We start from the raw sequence: 16,929 nt of genomic DNA, 5'->3' as shown, positions 1-16,929 counted from the left end.
AGAACGATTTAGGATTTTTCAGGTCCTGTGGTTGATGTTTAATTTATTTTATTGTCTTTTTTTTAGTAGCCCGATTTTACCTTGTCAATGTTGCTAATACGCTTTTCAACGATTTTGTTTGCCGCAATTATGGTCGAAATATTTTCGGCTTTTGAGAGCCTTAAAACATTCCGGGTTGCCTCATAAATATTTTCGGTTAACTGCAATGATCTTTTTTTAGTGAAACCCATTAATTCAGAATAGCAATTAATAACACCGCCGGCGTTAATAACGTAATCAGGCGCAAATATAATACCTTTATCAAGTAATAATTGTCCATGTTGCTCTTCGTCCTCTAACTGGTTATTGGCCGAGCCTGCTATAATGCCGCATTTTAGCTTGTTAATAGTCTGCGTATTAATAGTTCCGCCTAATGCGCAAGGCGAATAAATATCCGCATCGATATCAAATATACTGTGATTAGCTACCGCCTCGGCGCCATACTTTTTTGATACCTGGCGCGTACGGTCCTCATTAATATCGCTTACATACACCTTTACGTTTTCATCGCGCAGCAACTTAACCAGGTGCTCACCTACGTGGCCTATGCCCTGTACTATTACGCGTTTGCCGGTAAGGCTGTCAGTGCCAAACACCTCTTTTACCGAAGCTTTGATACCCATAAACACACCCATAGCCGCAATTGGCGCGGGGTCTCCGCTGCCGCCTATCGTTTCAGGCAAGCCGGCTACGTGCTCGGTTTCCATGCGGATATACTCCATATCGCGCGGATTGGTGCCTACATCCTCACCTGCTATAAATTCGCCATTCAGGTTTTTTACAAACCGGCCAAATTTACGCATCAAAACTTCAGACTTCTCCTTACGCGAATCGCCGATGATCACGGCACTGCCGCCACCCAGGTTAAGGCCCGATATGGCGGCCTTATAGGTCATACTCCTTGACAGGCGCAGCACATCACCCAAAGCCTCGGCCTCAGTTTTATAGGTCCACATGCGTACACCGCCCAAAGCAGGGCCCAGCACAGTATTGTGGACAGCAATGATGGCTTTTAACCCGGTTTCAGGGTCGCTGCAGTATACAACTTTTTTATGCCCGCAATCTGCAAGCTGGCTAAATATAGAATCGGTGGACCTGGCGACTGGCATTATTAGTATAAAGGCGTAACAAAAGTAGCTATTTTTTTTATGCAACAAAGTAGATGCTAAAAATATCGGACATCGAATTTCGAATAATGAATGATGAGGTACTTTATACTTCGATATTCGACATTCAAAATTTATGATTTGATATTTAAAAGTAAATTTGAAATATGACAATCATCGCCCAAAGCCCCCGACTGGTTATCCGCGAGTTTCAACCCGAAGAACTTGACGTCTACCTCAATCATTTTACCGACGAGCGGGTAATTGAACACATCCCGAAACGCAGCCGTGATGAGCGCATCACAATATTCAACATCGCCTTAAGCCAATATCAACAGATTAAAACTTGTGGCGTATGGGGCATATTTGACGCATACAGCGGCGACTTTATAGGAAGCTGTCTGTTAAGGCCCTTTAATGGCGACGATGCTATCATGGAACTGGGTTACAGCATAGACCACAAATATTGGGGCCGCGGACTAGCAACTGAAATGGCAGAAGCCATTATAGCGCACGGATTTACTGACCCGGCGGTTAATGAGATAGTGGCTGTAACTACGTTTGAAAACGAGGCATCGCAGCGCGTTCTGAAAAAAGCAGGAATGGTGCGCGAAGGTAATTTAAAGCGCGGCGAAGATGATCTGGCCTTTTTTAGTTTGAAGCGATAAGTCAAACTAAATTGCCATAAAAATTTCACTATCAAAGTAATTGTACTATTAAAACTCATAGCCGTTGACTAAAGTTAACGGCTATGAAGAATATCTATTTAGACAGTTTTCTTACAAAAAATCAAAACCAAATAAAGTATTTTTGCTTACCGGGCGTTCGCGCTGCGGTTACTATCTATGAAAGATCTCGCTCATCTCAATAAATATTTTTTAAAATACCGCTGGCGTCTTATTCCGGGCGTACTGTTTGTAATTATATCCAACATTTTCATTGTGTTACCGGCTCAGGTGGTACGCGTGGCTCTTGATCTGGTGATGGAAAACATCAGCGTTTATCATCTTTTTGCAGGGTTTGACAGGCAAAATATGGTTTACGACATTTTTGGTAACAGTTTGCTGTTATTTGGCCTGTTAATCCTCGTGCTATACCTCATCCGAGGGTTGTTTTTATTTTTTATGCGACAGACCATCATTCTCATGTCGCGCCATATTGAGTACGATCAGAAAAACGAGATCTATAATCATTACCAGGAGTTATCGCTGGCCTTTTACCGTCGTCACAATACCGGCGACCTGATGAACCGTGTCACTGAAGATGTAAGCCGTGTGCGCATGTATCTGGGTCCGGGTATAATGTACAGCATCAATACCATAGTTTTATTCGTTTTAGTGATATACGCTATGTTAACGGTGAATGTGCGGCTAGCCATATTTTCGGTGGCACCGATGCCTATTCTGGCTGTAATTATTTACTACGTCAACAATATTATTAATTTCCGCAGCGAGAAAATACAAGAGCGCCTTTCTGCCCTATCCAGCTTTGTACAGGAGAATTTCTCGGGTATCCGTATCATGAAATCGTACGTTCGTGAAAACCATGCACGCGCACGTTTTGCCGAAGAAAGCGACGATTATAAAGTGCACTCCATGGCACTGGTTAAGGTACAAGCTGCGTTTTACCCGCTGATGTTGTTTTTGGTAGGGTTTGCCAACGTAGTAACCATTTATATCGGTGGTGTTGAAGTGATGAAAGGAACCATTACGCCTGGTAACATCGCAGAGTTTTTAGTTTATCTGAACCAGCTTACTTTCCCGGTAATGGCGTTAGGTTGGGTAACCTCCCTGATTCAACGGGCGGCAGCCTCGCAAAAACGCATCAATGAGTTTCTGCATGAAAAACCTGAGATCATATCGCCCGACGTACCCAAGCGTACCATAAATGGTTTAATTGAGTTTAAAAATGTGTCCTTTGTTTATCCTGATACCGGCATACAGGCTTTAAAGAATGTTACTTTTACAGCCAATCCGGGTGAGATGGTGGCAATTATCGGCCGCACGGGCTCGGGCAAGTCAACCATAGCCAATTTATTGCTGCGGATGTATGATGTTACAGATGGCGATGTACTGGTAGACCATGAATCTGTAAAGAAACTTAACCTGGAAAGCTATCGCTCACAGATTGGCTTTGTACCGCAGGAAGTTTTTCTGTTCTCAGACACCATAGCTAATAATATAGCTTTTAGTGCTGATGTAATGGATATGCCGAAAGTGGAACAAGCGGCTAAAGATGCTGCGGTTTATGGTAATATTATAGAGCTGGAACATGGCTTTAAAACCTTGATTGGAGAACGCGGTGTTACGCTATCCGGCGGGCAAAAACAGCGGGTATCTATAGCGCGGGCTATCTTCAAGCATCCGCAGATATTAATTTTTGACGATTGTTTGTCGGCAGTAGACACCCGTACAGAAGAAGAGATACTGCACAACCTGGGCAGTATCATGCAGGGCAAAACAAATATTATTATAGCACACCGTATATCAACCATTAAAAACGCCGATAACATTCTGGTAATGGATAACGGCGAAATAATTGAACAGGGTAATCACCAACAGCTTATGCAGCAACGGGGTAGCTATTTTGAATTATATGAAAAACAGTTGCTTGAAGAAGAAGAAGTATCGGGCAGTTAAAAAATACTAATACTTTTACCTTTAAATCATAAAAAAAGCTAATAATATTTGTTTTAATACTTGTGGTTTAAAAAATTATTTATATTTATGCCTAACAAAACTAAACTACAACAACACTAAGCATGGGAGATTTTGACAACAGAGAGCGCGAAGAGGTTTTTTCAAAGAAAGTCAGAGCGGGTAAAAGGACTTATTTTTTTGATGTAAAAGCTACACGATCAAACGATTACTACATTACCATTACCGAGAGCAAGAAGAGACTGGAGGACAACGTTTTTATCAAGCATAAAATTTTCCTTTATAAAGAAGATTTTGAAAAATTTATTGAAGGCTTGAACGGCACAATCGATTATATTAAAGAGCATCAGGAAGTTGTAGAGAAACGTTACGAGTACACCGACTCGCCAGAAATTGCAAAAGCTACAGCCGACGATGATTTCTCGTTTGAGAACCTATAATAAGCAACCAGGAACTTTAATTATAAACCTAAGTAAAAGCCCCGCCTTACCGGCAGGGCTTTTTTGCTGTTATCTGTTGGTAATTCAATTATTAGCTACCAAAATCAGGAGTTGTGGCATGGGTCATGTGCGATGCGAAGGCAATAGCACCAATGAAAATTAGCAGATACAACACCAGTATTATTATAGTTACAATACCTACCAATTTAAACAACGATTTCAGCTTACCTAAACCACTGGTAACCTCGCCCGAGTTTTGAAACGCAACACCATTTTTAACCCTGGTACCAAATTGATACAGGTAAAGGGCACAGAAAAAATTAAGTACGGCTATCAGCAAATAAAAAACAGTCATGAAGCCCCCGGCAGCGGCGCCCAGCATAAAAAAGGGGCCTCTTGGCGCAATAGTGGACATTGCCGACATCATTGTGCCTATAAATAAAGCGCCAAGCGTAACAAAACCGGTTGCAATAAAACCTAATATTCCTAAAAACCTGGCCCATTTACCAGCCGTTACCAGGTAAGCCTGCGCGTCTTGCAATAAAATAATGCCTTGTGGTTGTTCTGCAGCCGGTTGCGGCGCGTTAGTAAAAGTTTCTTCCATTTGTTAAGATTTAAGTTCGTTAATAATAGCGTTATAAGTCTCCTTAAAGCTAAACAATAATTTATTTAACCAAAACAACAGTGCGATAATTATGCGATTAGCTCAATAAATTATCAGGAAACTAACGTTGGCTTACTAATGCTTTAAAACAGGGTGTAGCACGCTATGCATCACCACCAGCGCCATGCTGAAATAAATGATCAGACCGGTTACATCAACCAGGGTAGCTACAAAGGGTGCTGATGAGGTTGCCGGGTCGAGCTTTAAGCGTTTCATTAATATCGGTAGCATAGAGCCCGCTAAAGACCCCCACAAAACTATACCTATCAATGATAAACCCACAGTCAACGCAATCAGGTATGGATGCGCACCATAAATATCGCTGAAAGTACTCCAGAGCACAATTCTTAAAAAGCCAATACTTCCCAATATAGCGCCAAGCATTAAACCCGATAATATTTCGCGGCGCATTACCCGCCACCAATCAGCCAGAGTAACCTCGCCCAGTGCCATAGCCTGAATAATTAAGGTTGAGGCTTGCGACCCGCTATTACCACCGCTTGACATAATGAGCGGTATAAAGAAAGTAAGCTGTATGACTACCGCAATCTCATCATTGAAATACTGCATCGCGGTCGACGTTAGCATTTCACTCAAAAACAGGATGATCAACCAACCTACCCGTTTTTTAACCAGTTTAAAGAGATTGATATCCAGATAGGGCTCGTCCAGGGCTTCGGTACCACCTATTTTCTGTATGTCTTCAGTGTATTCTTCGTTAGCTATCCAAAGGATATCATCGACGGTTACAATGCCCAGCAACACATCTTGGTCGTCGGTAACCGGCAGCGCTGTGCGATTGTTCATTCTGAACACGTTAATCGCCTCTTCCTGCGGATCAGTAGCTTTCAGGGCGATGAGGTGACCGTCCATAAGCTCGCTTATTTTGGTATTTGGGTCAACCAATAATATTTCTCGGATACGTATATCATCGAGCAAGACGCCCCTATCGCCCAAAACATAAATAACATCAATGGTCTCAGAATCTTTACCATATTGACGGATATGTGCAAGTACACGGTTAACATCCCAACTTTTTTTAACGGCTATGTAATCGGGTGTCATTAACCGGCCTACGCTATCTTCTTCATAGCCCAATAATATTAAGGCTTCCTTTCTGTCGGCTGCCGATAAATGAGCGATAAGTGCCTTTACGGCGTCGCCATGCAGTTCGCCAAAAAATGCAGTACGGTCATCGGGCGGTAGTTCGTTGATGATCTCGGCAGTCTTTTTTCCCGAAAGTTTTTTGATGATGCGCTCTTGCGTAGGGAAGTCAAGAATACGGAACACATTGGCTGCTCGGTTAAGCGACAGCGTCTCTATAAAAAGCGGCCCATATTGCGGAAGTTCATCTATCAGTTCTTCGACATCTGATATATTAAGGTTGTTAAGGTATTCACGAAGCTGCTGTTCGTTATTGTGCTCCAGCAACAATTCAATTTGTTCAACCATTTCTTCCATCATATCGGGCTTAAATTTTACATGGGTGTATCGTTCCTTTTTTTGCTGGTGCAAAAGTCGTTTATTTTTTCAAAAAACAAGGCAGTATTTTCTGTTATCTTTGCGCAAATTTTGGTGAGTAGTTTATCAGGTTGCATGGTTAGCTGAGTTATCAGTTATAAACCTAACCCACTACTCACTTAATCAACTTAATAACTATTAAATGGCTTTACAATGTGGTATTGTGGGTTTGCCAAACGTGGGTAAATCAACTCTTTTTAATTGCTTATCAAATGCTAAGGCACAGGCGGCTAACTTTCCGTTCTGTACTATAGAGCCGAATGTAGGCGTAATTACTGTTCCGGACGAGCGCCTGACCAAACTAGTGGAAATTGTTAACCCAAAGGCTATTGTTCCAAACACAATTGAGATTGTTGACATTGCCGGCCTGGTAAAAGGCGCCAGTAAAGGTGAAGGCTTGGGTAACCAGTTTTTAGGCAATATACGCGCTACCAACGCAATTTTGCATGTGCTGCGTTGTTTTGATAACGATAACGTGATCCACGTTGACGGTAGCGTTGATCCGCTTCGCGACAAAGAGATCATTGATACCGAGCTGCAATTAAAAGACCTGGAAAGTATCGACAAAAAGATACAGAAGGTTGAAAAGATGGCTAAAACCGGTGGCGACAAAGAGGCTAAAAAAACCTTTGAAGTGCTGACCGTGGTTAAAGAGCATTTGCTAAAAGGAAAATCAGCCCGTACTGCGCCAGTTGCCGAAGAAGACCTAGAATATATTACCGATTTACAATTATTAACCGCCAAGCCGGTGCTTTATGTTTGCAATGTTGATGAGGCCTCGGTAAATACAGGCAACGCTTATGTAGAGAAAGTTAAAGAAGCCGTGAAGGATGAAAATGCCGGCGTATTAATCATTTCGGCGCAAATTGAGGCTGAGATTGCCGAATTGGAATCGTTCGAAGAGCGTGAGATGTTTTTGAGCGATCTGGGACTTACCGAATCGGGCGTTAACAAGTTGATCAAAGCTGCTTACAAGCTGTTAAACCTGGCTACCTATTTCACTGCTGGTGTGCAGGAAGTTCGGGCATGGACCATCACACAAGGCTTCACCGCCCCTCAGGCTGCAGGCGTAATTCACTCCGATTTTGAGAAAGGATTTATTCGCGCAGAGGTTATTAAATACGACGATTTTGTAAAATACAATGGTTCAGAAGCAGCTATAAAAGAAGCCGGTAAATTAGGCGTTGAGGGTAAAAGCTACGTAGTTGTGGATGGCGATATTATGCATTTCCGTTTCAACGTGTAGTTTCTTTAGATACAAGAATCAAGAGCCAAGAATCAAGATAAATAAATCATCTGATTGTTGGCTCTTTTTGTTTTATACTGGCTTATTTAAACGTCTTGTCGCTTGGTTCTTATCTCTTAACTCCTGGCTCTTGATTCTTGGCTCTTCCTCAGCGTAAGCACCGTTATCTCAGGCCATATTCCTATCCTACCTTTCAGGCCCAGGAAACCGAACCCCCGGTTCACGTACAGGTATCTGTCTTTTTGCTTGTACAGGCCGGCCCATTGCTTGTAAACGTATTTTATCGGGCTCCATTTAAAGCCAAATAGTTCAATACCAAACTGTGCACCATGAGTATGCCCCGCCAGGGTGAGATTGATGTGTTTCAAGTGATTTAAAGTAATTGCCTCCCAATGCGATGGATCATGCGACATGAGGATCTTGAACTGATCGTCAGGAACATTTTTTACGGCCTTTTCCAGGTCGCCATATTTATGGAATGTGCTACCCCAGTTTTCAACACCTATTAACGAGATCGTCTGGCCGTTTTTGCTAAGTGTAACAGCTTCGTCCAACAGCAATCGAAATCCAATTTGTTTATGGACATTTTTCAGGCTAATCAAATTGGCGGCTTTTACACCGGCATTTTCCCATTGCACATAATCGCCATAATCATGATTACCCAGCACGGAATATTTACCCATAGGCGCCTGTAGTTTGGCGAAGTAAGAAATCCAGGGCGTCATTTCTGAAGCTTTGTTGTTTACCAGATCGCCGGTGAAAAGGATAACGTCACTGTGCTGTGCATTCACCATCTCAATGCCTTTGTTTACACCTTTCTCACTGGTAAAACTACCCGCATGGATATCTGACAGTTGCGTTAGTGTAAAACCGTCAAACGCATCAGGCAGATCGTCAAAATAAAGGGTGTGTTTATGTACTACGTAATGATGACGGCCTTTAGTTAACCCAAACACCAAACCCAAAAACGGAACAGCAGCAACAATCAGCGCCAATTCGCTCACCCAGGCACTGCGCGGCGGGAAACCATTAAAAGCACGAACAATGTCCTCCATCAATAAAACCGGCGTACCGACTATTTTAGGCACAGCAGAAAGCAACATCAGCCCCATTACCCGTGATATGGCTCTGGGTGCCGCACCGCGCGAACGTACCATCATGGTAAAAACAACACCTAAAACTATCAGAATATCAACAGACCAATAGGCCAAATGTGCTATAGGATTTGCTGTTAGGGTAGTAACAGCGCTGAAGAAATAAACATCGGCAAACAGCCAAAGTAACAATATGTACAGAACTCTTTTTCTCATTATAAAACAATAGACGACCGGCCCGCTAAAACATTTTAAAAATCTCAGCAAATATTTTGGGCTGGCGCCGCAAATTAGCAAAAAGCCCTGTTATGAGACGTTTTGTAACAGATGTTTACATTTAACAGGCAATTAAGGCATCGCTTAAAAGCATTTTTATATATTTGCCATTAAATAATGCTCCCGTAGTTCAATGGATAGAATTATGGTTTCCGGTACCATCGATATGAGTTCGAATCTCGTCGGGAGCACACCTTTAAGTCAAGAGCCTTTAGTCGTTAGTCTGAAGGCTTTTTTTATGTTGTTTGTCTTAAAAACATCGCTAATTTACCCAAAACAGGGCCTTAGATTTGCTCCGATAATTTATTAAGTTTACTCAATGAAAAAGACAAGCTTAGTTCTTAGCCTGCTATTATTGGGTATTACTGCCAATACTTTTGCTCAACAATTTTCATCGCAGGTAACACCTTTTATAAAAGTTAATGCGCCCCGGGTGGCCATAACCCATGTAAAGCTGATCGACGGCACGGGCAATCCGGCAAAAGCAGATCAAACTGTCATCATCAATAACGGCAAAATAGAGCAGGTAGGCGATGCTAAGCGCATAGCTGTACCAAGTGATGCCCAGGTAATTAATGGCACTGGCAAAACCCTTACACCGGGCTTGGTGATGCTACATGAGCACATGTATTACACGGTAATGGACGGCGGCTTTTTCAATATTGCCGAAATGCCTTTTTCATTTCCACGCTTATACCTTGCAGGAGGCGCTACCACCATACGTACCGCAGGTAGCATAGAACCACAAACCGACCTGACTATAAAAAGATTAATAAGCGAAGGCAAGACGCTTGGCCCTGATATGGACGTCACCGCCCCTTATATTGAAGAAGCAGGAGGTTATGATATCCCGGCTTTAAATACGGTTAAAGGACCTGAAGATGCCCTTGCGACAGTTAAGTTTTGGGCCGACAGGGGCTGCACATCTTTCAAAATGTATGTTCATGCTACCAAAGCCGATATGGCCGCTGTTATTAAAGAAGCGCATAAAAGGCACATGAAAGTAACCGGCCATATTGGTGCGGTAACTTACCGCGAAGCTGCCGAACTTGGTATTGACGACCTGGAACACGGGTTTATGGCAAGCGGCGATTTCGACACGCTTAAAACCGACGACAAAACAAATGACAACGACGAGCGCCTGTCATTGCTAAAACTGGATGTAAACAGCCCTAAAATGAAAAGTTTGCAGCAATTTATGATCAGCAAACATGTGGCGCTTACCTCCACTTTAACGGTATTTGAACCTTATACCGGACACGAAATGGTACCCGGGGGCGGAGAAGATGCCCTGATCATTGAGGCAAAAGACAAAGTACAAAAAATATGGCAGGCATCACAAAACCGCGACCAGGCGAGCGCTGTATTATTTAAAAAGAACCAGCGCTGGGAGAAAATGTATTATGATATGGGCGGTTTACTGGTTGCCGGCACTGACCCAACCGGGGCCGGACGCGTAGTAAGCGGATACTCCAATCATCGCGAAATTGAATTATTGGTTGATGCCGGCTTCACACCTGAACAAGCCATCAAAATATGTACGCTTAACGGAGCTATATACCTGGGCCGCAATGCGGAAATAGGCACCATAGTCGTGGGTAAAAAAGCTGATTTGGTTTTAACAGACGGAGATATTACAGAAGATATCAAAAACATTCGCAAAACCGAACTGGTGTTTAAGAATGGTATTGGTTTCGATTCGCAGAAGATCTTTGACTCAGTTAAAGGGCATGTGGGTATGAATTGATTATTTTATATCTTGTTGTCAATAAACCTTATCATGCTAAACAATAACTACAAACTTTTCCTGCTATTTTTATTTATATTACAGGCTGATTTCGCCTTAGCTCAAAATAAGCCTGACACGCATCCTAATCAAATTTTTGTTTCCCCAATTCGTCTAATCGATCCTATAAATCCGGGCATTCAGATTGGCTACCAGCGCAACTATGCCGAAAAGTGGGCGACTGTGGTTGAGGTTGCACGTATGACGCAAATAACGCCCGATTTCTATTACGCTGATTATAAGGGTTGGCGTTATCAGCTCGAACAAAAGTATTTTCTTCCTAATACCGACGATCTTAAGTTTCGTACTTATGTGGCTGTCGATCTGGCCTATCTAAACGTAAATTTCAACCACAATGAGACGTTTGCGGCTGATACCGGCCGTAATACACCTACCTATTCAGAGAAAGTCCATGTGCTTAAAACCAGGCTGGCCGGCAATGCAAAATATGGCATGCAAATAGCGCTTAAACGTTTTGTATTTGATTTTGCCGCCGGGGTTGGCGGCGTCTACAGAAAAGTTAAATATACGGGAATGAGTAACCCCAACGCGGTATATCGCTACACCGGCATCGATATGAACTTTGATAGTGAAGGCAGCAAACCAGGCGACGACCTGTTGCCAAACGTAGCCCTGGATGTAAGGATAATGTATACCTTTTAACTGGCCACTTGCCTACCGCTTTGCCATACTCTTAAAAAATTTAATCACTACCTCATTAGCCTCCTGCGGATATTGGTGCCCGCCGGGATGGATGTAAAGTACTACAGGCGTGCCTGTTGGCGATGGATAGAGCGTAGCTTGCGGCGCATAAGGCTGGCCGGTGGCCGAGCAGCTGTTGATCTTCATCACTTTCTCATACATCATCTTCTGCCATATAGGTTTAACCAGCGGGTCTTTCTCACCCATAATATGCAGCATGGGCATTGGTTTCAAATCGGGCAGCAAGCGCAAAGCGGCGGCCGACGAGGGCGCCACTGCAGCTAATACATCACCCCGGGCGGCCCAAAGCACGTAGGTGAACCCGCCGCCGTTGGAGTGGCCGGTGGCGTAAATGCGTTTATCATCAATTTTGTAATCCTTGCGCATGGTTTTCAGCATCGCGTCAAAGAACAACAAATCCCGGTCGCCCATATCGCCCGGGGCTTTTTGCCAGCCGGGCAATTTACCGGCTGGGTCAGTGAGTTGTCCCGGTGTATTTAGTCCCTGTGGGGCGATGATTATAGCTTCAGGCCAAAGTTTGTCAAACCCACGCGCACGAAACATATTTTGCATGGTGCCTCCATGTCCGTGAAATACAAAAATTATTGGTGTTGGCTTGCTGGTTGCGCCGGCAGGTATATAAATCATGGCTTCGCGATCGGCATCGCCTACCCGCCAGTGCATCACTTTTACAGAATCGCCGTTATTGGCTTTTACAGCCAGACTGACGAATAAAAACATTGCGCAAATTATTGCGGCGAAAACACTTTGACGCTTAATGGAGAACATGGCATTTAGAGCGACAAGCCGTTTAAGGGTTTAGCGGCGCGCTAAATAAATATATGAAATAGTAAGTTGAAGATTGTGATTATTTGACAAACTTATCCGAGTACTCCGATTGCGGTATTGATAATATCGTCAAAAAAGCTGCGGTCAGTAGTAGATTTTACTGAAACCTGCATCCCTTTTACGGTATTATTAAGAAAACGGGCCAGGGCCTGCGAATCTTTATCTTTTCCTATTTCACCTTTTTCCTGCCCCTCTCTTATCGCTTTGGCAAAGGCTTGCTCCAGTTGTTGCTCGGTCTGGCAAATCATATTGTTTACGTCCTGGTCATGACTGGCCAGCTCAATGCCTGCGTTAACCATAAAACAGCCTTTGCGCTGCTCGTCATTCAGTAAGTCGTTAATCACTAAATCAAGAATCTGCCTGATTGCATCTTTAGCCGAGCCCGACTGCGCGGTCAATTTACATAATTGAGTACCGTATTGCTGCTGATAGGCGTCGAGTGCTTTCAAATACAGCTGATGTTTGTCGCCAAAAGTATCGTACAGGCTTGAACGGCTAATGCCAAGGCCATCTACAAGATCCTGCATTGAAGTGCCATTGTAGCCTTTGTCCCAGAAAAGGCATATAGCCTTCTGCAACACCGCTTGTTCATCAAAATCTTTTGTTCTGGCCATATATGTGAAAAGCCCCGTTGTTAGCGGGGCAAATTTACTAATTTTTTCAGCGTTTGCTTAACGCATGCCACCGCTGGCTATAATAGTTTCACCGGTTAACCAGCCAGAGTCGTCAGAAGCCAGGAACACGGCAATTGGCGAAATATCATCAGGCTGCCCTATACGACCCAGTGGCACCTGAGTTTCCACTTGTTTTTGGAAATCGCTGCCGATAAAGCCGGCGGTGTGCGCACCTTCGGTTTCTACCATACCCGGATTTATTGCATTAACGCGGATACCTTTAGGGCCCAATTCTTTTGACAATACCTGTGTGATTGAATCAACAGCGCCTTTACTTGCGGTATAAACGGCGCTGCCCGGAGGCGTAATACGGGTTACGGTTGAGCTGATATTGATTATGCTGCCACCACGTTCGCCAAAGCTTTTCACGGCTCCCTGAGTTACCAGCAGCAAGCCCAGTACGTTGGTGTTAAAATGCTTGTGAAAATGCTCTTCGGTAATGGCTTCTATGGCAGCAAATTCATAAACACCGGCATTATTTACCAGTACATCCACGTCGCCAAAGGTGTTTTTAGTTTCGGTAAACAGGCGCTCAACGTCGGCTGCTTTTGATACGTCGCCCTGTACGGCAACCGCTTTGCCACCGGCAGCTACTATGTCGGCCACTACTTTTTCTGCGCCCTCTTTGGCTGAAGCATAATTTACAACTACGGCTGCTCCTTCTGCAGCCAGGCTTTTGGCTATGCCGGCGCCAATTCCTTTGGATGCACCGGTAACTACTGCTACTTTATTTTCTAATTTTTTCATGTTAAAAGGGTGTTCATTGTTTTATTTCGGAATGAACGTTCCAAATTTATATACAAAATGGAACAATCGTTCCAGAAATAATGAAATCTTATTTTTTCATGACAATTGCCGCACTTTCGCCATCGAAACTTTTTATTAAAACAAAGGTTACTTATAATATATCGCGCTATGAAAGAACACATTGTAAAAAAACAAATAGATATTACCGCACCCATAGAGGCAGTGTGGGATGCATTAACTAATCCTGAAAAAACGAAGAAATATTTTTTTCACTGCCGGGTTAAGTCCACCTGGAAACCCGGAAGCCAGATAACCTTTAAAGGCCGGCTGTTTTGGATTATCCCTATTGAGCTAAGAGGAGTGATTGACAAAGTTGACCAACCCTGGTTACTGCAATACACACTCCATAACCGTAAAGACAGCAGCCAATCTGTAGTTACAGATAAACTAACCCATAAAAACGGCATTACCACTATACATATAACCGACGACGTTGGCAGTGGCGAAGGCGCAGAGAAACGCTACCGCAAATCTGTTAAAGGATGGGACAAGGTACTGAAAGGTTTGAAAGAGCTTTGCGAAGAAAATTAATACCGATTTCAGCGCTTAAAATACAGACTAACCAAATATTTTTTATATTAGAATGAAAACCTACCATTATCCGAATGAAAAATATTATCTGTGTTGCTCTCCTGCTGTTATTGCGCGTTACGGCCAGTGCTCAGCACACCTACCCTATCTCCGGGAATATTAAAAATGAGAAAGGCGAACCGCTGCAAGCTGTTACCGTGTTTATCGACGGCTCAGAAAAATATACTGTGACAGATGATAAAGGAAATTTCTTTTTTACAAGCATTGAGCCGGGTAACTATAATATAGCCGCCAGCATAGTTGGCTACAACGCTGAACAAAAAAGCCTTATGGTATCTGATGGACCGCAAAGGGTAGATTTTGTAATGAAAGAAAAGTTGACCGTGCTGAAAGAGGTTGTCATAGATGCGACAAAAAAAGGCAAGCTAAGCAACAAAATCGAAGACCGGCAGCGAAAAACATTGATGACCATATTTATCTCTAAATTTTTAGGGATAACCAATAATGCACAAAGTTGTAAAATAGTTAACCCTGATATTATTGAATTTACGCTTAACAAGAATGTTTTAACAGCTACCACACCTGATTTCCTGATCATTGAAAACCCAAAACTTGGTTATCGCATTAAATACCGACTCAAGTTATTCAGGTATGATATTGCCACACGGGTTACGGGCTACGGCGGCGAATGTATATTTGAACAACTGCAGGGCAGTAAAAGAGAAAAACAAAAATGGGACGAAAACCGCAAAAAAGCTTATTACGGGTCATTAATGCATTACTTGCGAAGCCTGTACGCCGGCAACAGCGATAAACAGGGTTTTAAAACCTATGAAGTGACCTATAACGACAGCCTGAAGAAATTAATAGTAAACGATAGCACCACAGATATGAGGCATCATGTCACCCGCATTGACAGTAATTTTGTAAGGGTATCTTTTAAACAATTAAAAATAGTTTATACACCGTTTAAACCTTCGGTAACGTCTTATACTATCATAACTAACGATGATGGCGCCTCTGCAAGCAGCACCGAAAGGTTTTCGATGACGGGGACCTCTACGGTACAAATGTTTGTTGACCATACCCTGGTAGATGCACACGGCAATTATTCCGACTATCGCAGCTTTTATTGCGCCGATTACTGGTCATGGTTGCAAGTTGGCGATAAATTGCCGTTCACCTATGAACCCAAATAAGCCCGTTTAGGTAAAGCCGGTATCTAATCCCGGTGATTACAAGTGAATCCAAATCATCGCAGATCACCCATCGCGCTCACAATGTCAACCAATGGTAAACTTGGCAGCGTTTTTGAAATATATCCATGTGCAATTAAACCTCTGGCACTTTTTTAGTCTATACTAATAACAACAGCATAAAGCCGTTGGAAAACACAAATTATGAAAAGGATATCGAAATATTTAACATTAGCAGGTTTAAGTGGTTTATTATGCCTGTTTTTAGCCATCCCTGCTGACGCCCAGCGCGGCGGCGGACATTCTGGTGGTGGCGGCGGTGGCGGTTTCCATGGTGGTGGCGGTGGAGGTGGTTTCCACGGCGGCGGTGGCGGCAGCTTTTCCAGAGGCGGTGGCAGCAGTTTTGGCCATTCGTCTGGCGGCGGTTTTTCTCGCGGCAACAGCAGTTTTAGCCGTCCGCAAGGCACATTTTCTTCTCCGCGCAGCTATTCACCCCGGGTTAATGGTTTTTCTTCTCCAAGGGTAAACGCTTATGGCACTCCGGGCGCTGTTCGTGGCGGCGCTCATGCAACATCTCCGGTTTTTAGAGGCGGGGCGGGTTACAGAGGCGGTTACGGTTCATTCCGTGGCGGTTATAGCCGTAACGGACGTTATTATCCGGGTGGTTACGGTTATGGTGGCCGTGCTTATTACGGCTATCGTTACAGCCCATGGGCTACGCATTACGGCTATTATTATAACCGCGGTTTTTATGGCAGCCTGTACTATCCGCGTTTAGGCTTTAGCCTTGGCGTATTACCTTACGGATATTACCCTTTTTGGTGGAATGATATGCAGTTTTACTACAGTGGCGGTTATTTTTATAACTATGATAATGGTAACTATACCGTAGTTGAGCCGCCTATAGGCGCTGCTGTGAACAGTTTACCGAGCAATGCGCAGTCAATCGTTATCAATGGTCAGCAATACTATGAAGCCAACGGTGTTTATTATATACCGGTAACTAAAGATGATGGCACTGTAGTTTATCAGGTAGCAGGCAAAGACGGACAGTTAGATACTCCTGATCAGAATCAGGATCAGGGCGGCTATCAGGACGATGGCGGCCAGATGGCTCCGCCGTCAGGTAATCAGCAGCAACCTGCAGTAGCGATGCCTGAAATTGGCGACATTTTTTACAGCTTACCTTCAGACAGCCGCAGAATCAGGATAGCCGGACAGGTTTACTACGTATCGCCTGACGATTTTTACTACCAGGAGATACATGACCAGAACGGTAAAAAAGCATACAAAGTAATGGGAACGCCGGATAACACCCCCGGCCAATAAGTTTAATATTAA

At 43.5% G+C, this 16,929-nt stretch carries 16 protein-coding genes and 1 tRNA gene; 10 read left to right on the top strand and 7 right to left on the bottom strand.

Going from position 1 to position 16,929, the window contains the following annotated elements; genetic code table 11:
* Nucleotides 1-62 precede the first annotated feature (62 nt).
* A complete protein-coding gene (locus ACFS5N_RS01300; protein ID WP_377181407.1) occupies nucleotides 63-1,148 on the bottom strand; it encodes a Glu/Leu/Phe/Val family dehydrogenase in 1,086 nt (361 codons plus the stop codon).
* Between the two features lie 164 nt (nucleotides 1,149-1,312).
* Here ACFS5N_RS01300 and ACFS5N_RS01295 point away from each other — a divergent pair, with 164 nt between their 5' ends.
* The 3 genes from ACFS5N_RS01295 to ACFS5N_RS01285 all read left to right on the top strand — a co-directional run bounded on the left by ACFS5N_RS01295 (nucleotide 1,313) and on the right by ACFS5N_RS01285 (nucleotide 4,242).
* On the top strand, nucleotides 1,313-1,813 hold the full coding sequence (locus tag ACFS5N_RS01295) for a GNAT family N-acetyltransferase (protein WP_377181405.1): 501 nt from the start codon (nucleotides 1,313-1,315) through the stop codon (nucleotides 1,811-1,813).
* A 177-nt stretch (nucleotides 1,814-1,990) separates the two neighbouring features.
* Nucleotides 1,991-3,784, top strand: coding sequence for an ABC transporter ATP-binding protein (locus tag ACFS5N_RS01290; protein WP_377181403.1), 1,794 nt, complete (start codon nucleotides 1,991-1,993; stop codon nucleotides 3,782-3,784).
* 122 nt (nucleotides 3,785-3,906) lie between these two features.
* Nucleotides 3,907-4,242 carry a DUF3276 family protein gene (locus tag ACFS5N_RS01285; protein WP_377181401.1) on the top strand — a complete coding sequence of 112 codons (336 nt, stop codon included), beginning with the start codon at nucleotides 3,907-3,909 and terminating at the stop codon, nucleotides 4,240-4,242.
* Nucleotides 4,243-4,333: 91 nt separating this feature from the next.
* Here ACFS5N_RS01285 and ACFS5N_RS01280 read toward each other — a convergent pair whose 3' ends face one another.
* Both ACFS5N_RS01280 and mgtE read right to left on the bottom strand, forming a co-directional pair.
* A complete protein-coding gene (locus ACFS5N_RS01280; protein ID WP_377181399.1) occupies nucleotides 4,334-4,846 on the bottom strand; it encodes a DUF5362 family protein in 513 nt (170 codons plus the stop codon).
* Between the two features lie 135 nt (nucleotides 4,847-4,981).
* A complete protein-coding gene (gene mgtE, locus ACFS5N_RS01275) occupies nucleotides 4,982-6,367 on the bottom strand; it encodes a magnesium transporter (protein WP_377183878.1) in 1,386 nt (461 codons plus the stop codon).
* A 202-nt stretch (nucleotides 6,368-6,569) separates the two neighbouring features.
* Between mgtE and ychF the strand changes: the two genes are divergently transcribed.
* Nucleotides 6,570-7,673: a redox-regulated ATPase YchF gene (gene ychF / locus ACFS5N_RS01270; protein WP_377181397.1), complete on the top strand. Its 1,104-nt coding sequence runs from the start codon at nucleotides 6,570-6,572 to the stop codon at nucleotides 7,671-7,673.
* 116 nt (nucleotides 7,674-7,789) lie between these two features.
* On the opposite strand, the gene ACFS5N_RS01265 is transcribed toward ychF, so the two are convergent.
* Nucleotides 7,790-8,983, bottom strand: coding sequence for a metallophosphoesterase (locus ACFS5N_RS01265; protein WP_377181395.1), 1,194 nt, complete (start codon nucleotides 8,981-8,983; stop codon nucleotides 7,790-7,792).
* Between the two features lie 179 nt (nucleotides 8,984-9,162).
* Here ACFS5N_RS01265 and ACFS5N_RS01260 point away from each other — a divergent pair.
* The 3 genes from ACFS5N_RS01260 to ACFS5N_RS01250 all read left to right on the top strand — a co-directional run bounded on the left by ACFS5N_RS01260 (nucleotide 9,163) and on the right by ACFS5N_RS01250 (nucleotide 11,492).
* Nucleotides 9,163-9,234: transfer RNA gene (locus ACFS5N_RS01260), tRNA-Arg, on the top strand.
* A gap of 128 nt (nucleotides 9,235-9,362) precedes the next feature.
* Nucleotides 9,363-10,790, top strand: a complete 1,428-nt coding sequence (locus ACFS5N_RS01255; protein ID WP_377181393.1) for an amidohydrolase family protein — start codon at nucleotides 9,363-9,365, stop codon at nucleotides 10,788-10,790.
* Nucleotides 10,791-10,823: 33 nt separating this feature from the next.
* The gene (locus ACFS5N_RS01250) at nucleotides 10,824-11,492 is read left to right on the top strand and encodes a hypothetical protein (RefSeq protein WP_377181391.1); all 669 of its coding nucleotides are present in this window, start codon (nucleotides 10,824-10,826) and stop codon (nucleotides 11,490-11,492) included.
* Nucleotides 11,493-11,504: 12 nt separating this feature from the next.
* Here the strand turns inward: ACFS5N_RS01250 and ACFS5N_RS01245 are convergent, their stop codons facing one another.
* The 3 genes from ACFS5N_RS01245 to ACFS5N_RS01235 all read right to left on the bottom strand — a co-directional run bounded on the left by ACFS5N_RS01245 (nucleotide 11,505) and on the right by ACFS5N_RS01235 (nucleotide 13,801).
* The gene (locus ACFS5N_RS01245) at nucleotides 11,505-12,272 is read right to left on the bottom strand and encodes an alpha/beta hydrolase family esterase (RefSeq protein ID WP_377181389.1); all 768 of its coding nucleotides are present in this window, start codon (nucleotides 12,270-12,272) and stop codon (nucleotides 11,505-11,507) included.
* 140 nt (nucleotides 12,273-12,412) lie between these two features.
* Nucleotides 12,413-12,994 carry a TetR/AcrR family transcriptional regulator gene (locus tag ACFS5N_RS01240; protein ID WP_377181387.1) on the bottom strand — a complete coding sequence of 194 codons (582 nt, stop codon included), beginning with the start codon at nucleotides 12,992-12,994 and terminating at the stop codon, nucleotides 12,413-12,415.
* 57 nt (nucleotides 12,995-13,051) lie between these two features.
* Nucleotides 13,052-13,801, bottom strand: a complete 750-nt coding sequence (locus tag ACFS5N_RS01235) for an SDR family NAD(P)-dependent oxidoreductase (RefSeq protein ID WP_377181385.1) — start codon at nucleotides 13,799-13,801, stop codon at nucleotides 13,052-13,054.
* Nucleotides 13,802-13,969: 168 nt separating this feature from the next.
* Between ACFS5N_RS01235 and ACFS5N_RS01230 the strand changes: the two genes are divergently transcribed.
* The 3 genes from ACFS5N_RS01230 (at nucleotide 13,970) to ACFS5N_RS01220 (ending at nucleotide 16,917) form a co-directional block, all read left to right on the top strand.
* Nucleotides 13,970-14,392, top strand: a complete 423-nt coding sequence (locus ACFS5N_RS01230; protein ID WP_377181383.1) for an SRPBCC domain-containing protein — start codon at nucleotides 13,970-13,972, stop codon at nucleotides 14,390-14,392.
* A gap of 74 nt (nucleotides 14,393-14,466) precedes the next feature.
* Nucleotides 14,467-15,591: a carboxypeptidase-like regulatory domain-containing protein gene (locus ACFS5N_RS01225; RefSeq protein WP_377181381.1), complete on the top strand. Its 1,125-nt coding sequence runs from the start codon at nucleotides 14,467-14,469 to the stop codon at nucleotides 15,589-15,591.
* Between the two features lie 201 nt (nucleotides 15,592-15,792).
* Nucleotides 15,793-16,917, top strand: coding sequence for a DUF6515 family protein (locus tag ACFS5N_RS01220; protein ID WP_377181379.1), 1,125 nt, complete (start codon nucleotides 15,793-15,795; stop codon nucleotides 16,915-16,917).
* Nucleotides 16,918-16,929 lie beyond the last annotated feature (12 nt).

Source organism: Mucilaginibacter ximonensis (genome assembly GCF_042686265.1).
GTDB lineage: Bacteria > Bacteroidota > Bacteroidia > Sphingobacteriales > Sphingobacteriaceae > Mucilaginibacter > Mucilaginibacter ximonensis.
The sequence above is the reverse complement of the archived record's forward strand: the minus strand, read 5'-3'. Positions and strand labels throughout refer to the sequence as shown.

Excerpts from the sequence above, each read along its gene's own strand:
- ACFS5N_RS01220 (WP_377181379.1), top strand. The coding sequence starts at position 15,793 with ATGAAAAGGATATCGAAATATTTAACATTAGCAGGTTTAAGTGGTTTA.
- mgtE (WP_377183878.1), bottom strand. The coding sequence starts at position 6,367 with ATGGAAGAAATGGTTGAACAAATTGAATTGTTGCTGGAGCACAATAAC.
- ACFS5N_RS01290 (WP_377181403.1), top strand. The coding sequence starts at position 1,991 with ATGAAAGATCTCGCTCATCTCAATAAATATTTTTTAAAATACCGCTGG.
- ACFS5N_RS01245 (WP_377181389.1), bottom strand. The coding sequence starts at position 12,272 with ATGTTTTTATTCGTCAGTCTGGCTGTAAAAGCCAATAACGGCGATTCT.
- ACFS5N_RS01230 (WP_377181383.1), top strand. The coding sequence starts at position 13,970 with ATGAAAGAACACATTGTAAAAAAACAAATAGATATTACCGCACCCATA.
- ACFS5N_RS01240 (WP_377181387.1), bottom strand. The coding sequence starts at position 12,994 with ATGGCCAGAACAAAAGATTTTGATGAACAAGCGGTGTTGCAGAAGGCT.
- ACFS5N_RS01250 (WP_377181391.1), top strand. The coding sequence starts at position 10,824 with ATGCTAAACAATAACTACAAACTTTTCCTGCTATTTTTATTTATATTA.
- ACFS5N_RS01285 (WP_377181401.1), top strand. The coding sequence starts at position 3,907 with ATGGGAGATTTTGACAACAGAGAGCGCGAAGAGGTTTTTTCAAAGAAA.
- ACFS5N_RS01300 (WP_377181407.1), bottom strand. The coding sequence starts at position 1,148 with ATGCCAGTCGCCAGGTCCACCGATTCTATATTTAGCCAGCTTGCAGAT.
- ychF (WP_377181397.1), top strand. The coding sequence starts at position 6,570 with ATGGCTTTACAATGTGGTATTGTGGGTTTGCCAAACGTGGGTAAATCA.
- ACFS5N_RS01280 (WP_377181399.1), bottom strand. The coding sequence starts at position 4,846 with ATGGAAGAAACTTTTACTAACGCGCCGCAACCGGCTGCAGAACAACCA.
- ACFS5N_RS01265 (WP_377181395.1), bottom strand. The coding sequence starts at position 8,983 with ATGAGAAAAAGAGTTCTGTACATATTGTTACTTTGGCTGTTTGCCGAT.
- ACFS5N_RS01255 (WP_377181393.1), top strand. The coding sequence starts at position 9,363 with ATGAAAAAGACAAGCTTAGTTCTTAGCCTGCTATTATTGGGTATTACT.
- ACFS5N_RS01295 (WP_377181405.1), top strand. The coding sequence starts at position 1,313 with ATGACAATCATCGCCCAAAGCCCCCGACTGGTTATCCGCGAGTTTCAA.
- ACFS5N_RS01235 (WP_377181385.1), bottom strand. The coding sequence starts at position 13,801 with ATGAAAAAATTAGAAAATAAAGTAGCAGTAGTTACCGGTGCATCCAAA.
- ACFS5N_RS01225 (WP_377181381.1), top strand. The coding sequence starts at position 14,467 with ATGAAAAATATTATCTGTGTTGCTCTCCTGCTGTTATTGCGCGTTACG.